The organism is uncultured Lactobacillus sp. (assembly GCF_944327175.1).
GTDB lineage: Bacteria > Bacillota > Bacilli > Lactobacillales > Lactobacillaceae > Lactobacillus.
In genome coordinates this window covers 1-4,339 of sequence record NZ_CALVGT010000065.1, presented here as the reverse complement: position 1 = coordinate 4,339, position 4,339 = coordinate 1, and the positions used below count along the sequence as shown (strand labels likewise).

At 48.5% G+C, this 4,339-nt stretch carries 4 protein-coding genes; 1 reads left to right on the top strand and 3 read right to left on the bottom strand.

Annotated features, from left to right (window positions below):
* Window positions 1-94, top strand: a 94-nt coding sequence (locus Q0J41_RS08510) for an IS3 family transposase (protein ID WP_130137146.1), incomplete at its 5' end; no start/stop codon positions are given.
* Between the two features lie 74 nt (window positions 95-168).
* On the opposite strand, the gene Q0J41_RS08505 is transcribed toward Q0J41_RS08510, so the two are convergent.
* From Q0J41_RS08505 to Q0J41_RS08495, 3 genes are all read right to left on the bottom strand, one after another.
* A complete protein-coding gene (locus Q0J41_RS08505) occupies window positions 169-801 on the bottom strand; it encodes a nitroreductase family protein (RefSeq protein WP_296228457.1) in 633 nt (210 codons plus the stop codon).
* A gap of 128 nt (window positions 802-929) precedes the next feature.
* Window positions 930-3,461 carry a M1 family metallopeptidase gene (locus Q0J41_RS08500; RefSeq protein ID WP_296228455.1) on the bottom strand — a complete coding sequence of 844 codons (2,532 nt, stop codon included), beginning with the start codon at window positions 3,459-3,461 and terminating at the stop codon, window positions 930-932.
* Between the two features lie 459 nt (window positions 3,462-3,920).
* Window positions 3,921-4,339, bottom strand: a 419-nt coding sequence (locus tag Q0J41_RS08495; protein ID WP_296228453.1) for an RNA-guided endonuclease TnpB family protein, incomplete at its 5' end; no start/stop codon positions are given.

Here is a 4,339-nt window from a genome sequence, read left to right as displayed (position 1 = left end):
CGATTACTACAACAACGTAAGAATCAAGACAGGACGAAAAAACATGACCCCGATTGAATATCGGAATCATGTTTTAACAACCTTAACGGCTTAATACTAATTTGTCCCAATTTTGGGGGTCACATCACTTCTCTTTGGAAGGTAGATTCTTTTTTGGTTGGGTTGTACTTAGGCGAATTCGGTCACATCTTTGACATCATAACGGACAGTATCTGGAACGACTTCACTTGGATCTGGCTTACCAATGGAGATGGCCATCACTGGGATATATTGTTCTGGGTCCAGGCCAAATTCTGCGGCTGCCTTGCTTGCATCATAGCCAGCCATTGGGTTAGTTTCGTAGCCGTGTTCACGGGCAACCAGCATCAGTTGCATGGAGACAAGTGAGGCATCAACCATTGCGTCTGCGACTAACATTTTCCGGTCAGCCTTTTCGTAAAGCGGAAGGAAGGTGTTAACCGCGGCATCGCGTGCCTCTGGAGTTACCTTCTTTTCTTCTACCATGCCATTCCACAGGTCACGATACTTCAGATATGACTTAGTGTTACCGAAAACCATGATTGTGGCTGAAGCGGTATCAACTTGAGGATAGTTGAACGGCATCAAGAAATCGTGAAGCTTCTTCTTGCCTTCTGGAGTGTCAACGATAACAAAGTGCCAGGACTGCAGGTTGCAGGCACTTGGAGCAGAGATAGATTCATTAATGATTTCCAGCAATTCGTCACGGGAAATCTTAATGCTAGAATCATAGTGCCGGATTGACTTTCTGTTTTGCATGATATCTTTAAAATCGTTGTTCATTGTGTTTACCTCAAAGAATGTAGGATAGTATTTACACTTATATTGTAACCGATTCCAGAAAAACTGGATAGATACCAAAAAACTGTTTCCAGCTCTAACCGGAAACAGTTTTCTTATGCTCTATTCAATTACTTCTGCAAAGCAGCAGCAACCGCGGCGTTGACGTCAGCTTGTTCGCTGGCAATCAAGTCTACCCGGGTAGCGATGACCTTCCGGTCCATCTTGATTTCCCGGTTCAGCAGCATGTCGCTTTCCTTGTCAGTAAAGAAGGCGTTGTATTCGTCATAACGTTCTTGGGTCTTGAAGACGCGGGAGATTACAGTGATGAAGGTAGCGAATTCCATGTCGCCGCCGACCGTCTTTTCCATCCATGCCCATTCGTCTCTGATCCAGTTCCAGGCCAGCTGTTCACCTGCCGGGTTGGACAAGACGCCGTTGAACCAGCCACGCAGGTCCTGCGGCTTAACGATTTCAGCGTTTTCGAACCAAGATACGATCTTCTTCAGTTCGTCTTCGTCCTTGCTCTTCACGATCGCGGCTTCCAAGTCCATCTTGAATGATGGATCGCTGGTTGCCTGGTACAAACCGATCAGCTTGTCAGTCAATTCGCTTGACCCGTAGTTTTCAACTTCGTTGATCAAAACGTAAGCCCGGATGTCAGCTGACAATTCTGCCAACTTATCCGCGTATTCCACGTAGATTTCGTGGGCTTGCTTTTCAGATTCAGCGTTGCGGCCGTAAAGACTAGCGGACAAAACGTATGGCCGGGTCTGGATGTCTTCGTCACTTTCCCCTGCCTTTGGCAGCCAACCCAAACGGGCAACTTGGTTCTTGGACAAGTCGTTGTACAGAGCCCGCAGGTTCTTGTCAGCGTCGCTGCCTGCTGGGGCAAATTGCCGCAGCTTAGCAGCAGTCGTGTACAAAGCGTCGTTAACGATGTGGCTTTCTGAGTTCTTGAAGAGTTCCAGAACTGGTACCACGTCAGCGTATGAAGCCTGCTTGCCTTCGGCCAAAAGCCGCAGGTCTTGCAGCAATTGCAATTGGGAAACTGAATCCAAGTCCTTGGCTTCCTTCATGATGTCGTCCATCAAAGTCTGGTCGTACTTCACGATGAAGTGGGAGTTGTTACCCACGTTCAAGCGCAGAGCGTGACCGGCTTCTTCTCTGAGAGTCTTGTAGTCGCCCAAGTCAAGTTCAACATCTGACATGATCTTTGGTGCCTTGAAGTTAGCGTTAAGCGGAATTTCCCACTTGCGGCCGACTTCCTTGCCTTCGCCGATGAAGAATTGCTTCTGAGTCAGCTTCAAGTGGCCATCCTCAACAAAAGCATTCACCACTGGGTAACCCGGCTGGTCCAGCCAAGTGTGCATAATTTCCCCGATGTTCAGGTTAGTAGCCGTTGACAAGGCATCCCAGAGGTCGTCCCCTGCCGCGTTGCCAAACTTATGCTCGTCAAAGTAGCGCTTCAAGCCCTTTCTCAAGGCTTCATCGCCCAAGAGTGACCGGACCATGACCAGCATTCTTGAACCCTTGGCATAAACGATGGCCCCGTCAAAGAGGGCATCGATTTCAGCCGGGTCGTTGACTTCCACGTGCACTGACTGTACCCCGTCGGTTGCATCCCGGGTCAAGGCAGCCGCTGCTTCAGAAGTCTGGAACATTTCCCAGATGTGCCAGTTAGGTTCCAGGTGGTCAAGTGACAGGTATTCCATCATGTTGGCGAAACTTTCGTTCAGCCAGAGGTTGTCCCACCATTCCATGGTTACCAGGTCGCCGAACCATTGGTGAGCCAGTTCGTGGGTCACCACAATCGCAACCAGCTTCTTCATTTCCAAAGTGGTGTTGTCCGGGTCCAAAAGCAGGTAGGCTTCCCGGTAAGTTACCAGACCCCAGTTTTCCATGGCGCCGGCTGAGAAGTCAGGCAGGGCCAGCTGCAGTGATTGCGGCAATGGGTATGGCGTTTGGTAGAAGTCTTCGTAGAATTCGATTGCCCGCTTGGCAATGTCCAAGGAGAAGGTCAGTTCCTTTTCAGTGTGGGCTTGAGTTGAGTAAACCCCGATCAAGACCCCGCTCTTGGTGTGAGTGGTCAATGACCGCATTTCACCAAAGGCAAAAGCAACCAGGTAGCTGGACATACGGACAGTTTCCTTAAAGTAGTGCACGCCGTTTTCTACCCGGTCTTCCGGCATGTTGGCCAGAACAGTTTCACCTTCGTGTTCGTCGAACTTAAGGGCCAGGGAGAAGGTTGCCTTAGCTTCGGGTTCGTCAACACATGGGAAGGCTTCCCGAGCAAAAGTAGTTTCAAACTGGGTCCCAATCAGTTCCTTCTTGACGCCATCAACTTGGTAGTAAGACGGGTAGATCCCCATCATGGTGTCGGTCAATGGAGCTGAGTAGTCGATCGCGATGACCGCTTCCCCGGTCTTGCCGGCTTCGATCTTGATGCCTTCAAAGTCGTCGCCAAAAGTAAACGGCACTTCCTTGCCGTCAACAGTGACCTTGCTGATGGTCATGTACTTTTGGTGGACCAAAACAGTTTCTTCCTGGATTTCACCATGGATGGTGGAAGTCCCTGAGAAAGATCTTGCTGCCCGGTCAACGTCGATGTACAGATCGTAGTGATCTGGATGGAATGTTTCATAAAAACGCTTAACAGCCATTGTTTCCTCCTATAATCCGCGTCTGATTTTTCCTCGCGTATATTGTATTCACACTTCTCTATTCTAGCAAAAAAGGCCAAATAAAGCCCCTTTAACGCAAAATATCTGTTTTTTCACCTGTCCAGCATTTCTGACAAAATCCGCACGCCCCTATGCCTAACCTTAAGCTCTTCTTTTCTGTACTTTTACGCGTTTTCCTGGATAAACGCTGATAAGCGCTTAACTATTTAAGTGAAGCACTGATGACATACTCCCCCGACACTAGGTCGGAGGTTTCTTTATACGCTAAGCGTTTCTCAGCGTACAGTTTCTGGGAACAACCAACTTATCTTAGAAGCAGGCAAATGCCTGCTTTTTTGCAGTTTCTGCCCAATATGGACAGCTGCACTTAGACAGAGGTCAGTCTTTTTACCACGGGCGTGTCCCGCCCGACGATCTGTTTATAGATCGATTTTTTAATTAGCCAGCCGCTTCAGCTAGTTGACTAAGGCCTTTATATAAGATGTTCACCGCTGCGTTGACGTCACGGTCGTGATGAGCTTTGCAGAATGGGCAATCCCATTCCCGCACTGACAAAGGCTTTTTGTCTGTGTCTTGTCCGCAGATAGAGCAGATTCGGCTGGTATATGCTGGATTAACCACAACAAGGGTCTTACCGTACTTCTTGCACTTGTATTCCAGCATTTCCCGGAAGCGGCTCCAAGACTGACGCAAAATAGAACGTGACAGGTGGTGATTTTTTGTCATGTTTTTTACCTTAAGGTCTTCAATGACAATGACATCGTATTCCTTCACTAGCCGATCCGTTACTTTGTGCAGATAGTCGTTACGCTGATTTGTGATCCTACTCATGTAGCGGTTCTTGATAGCGTTGGCCT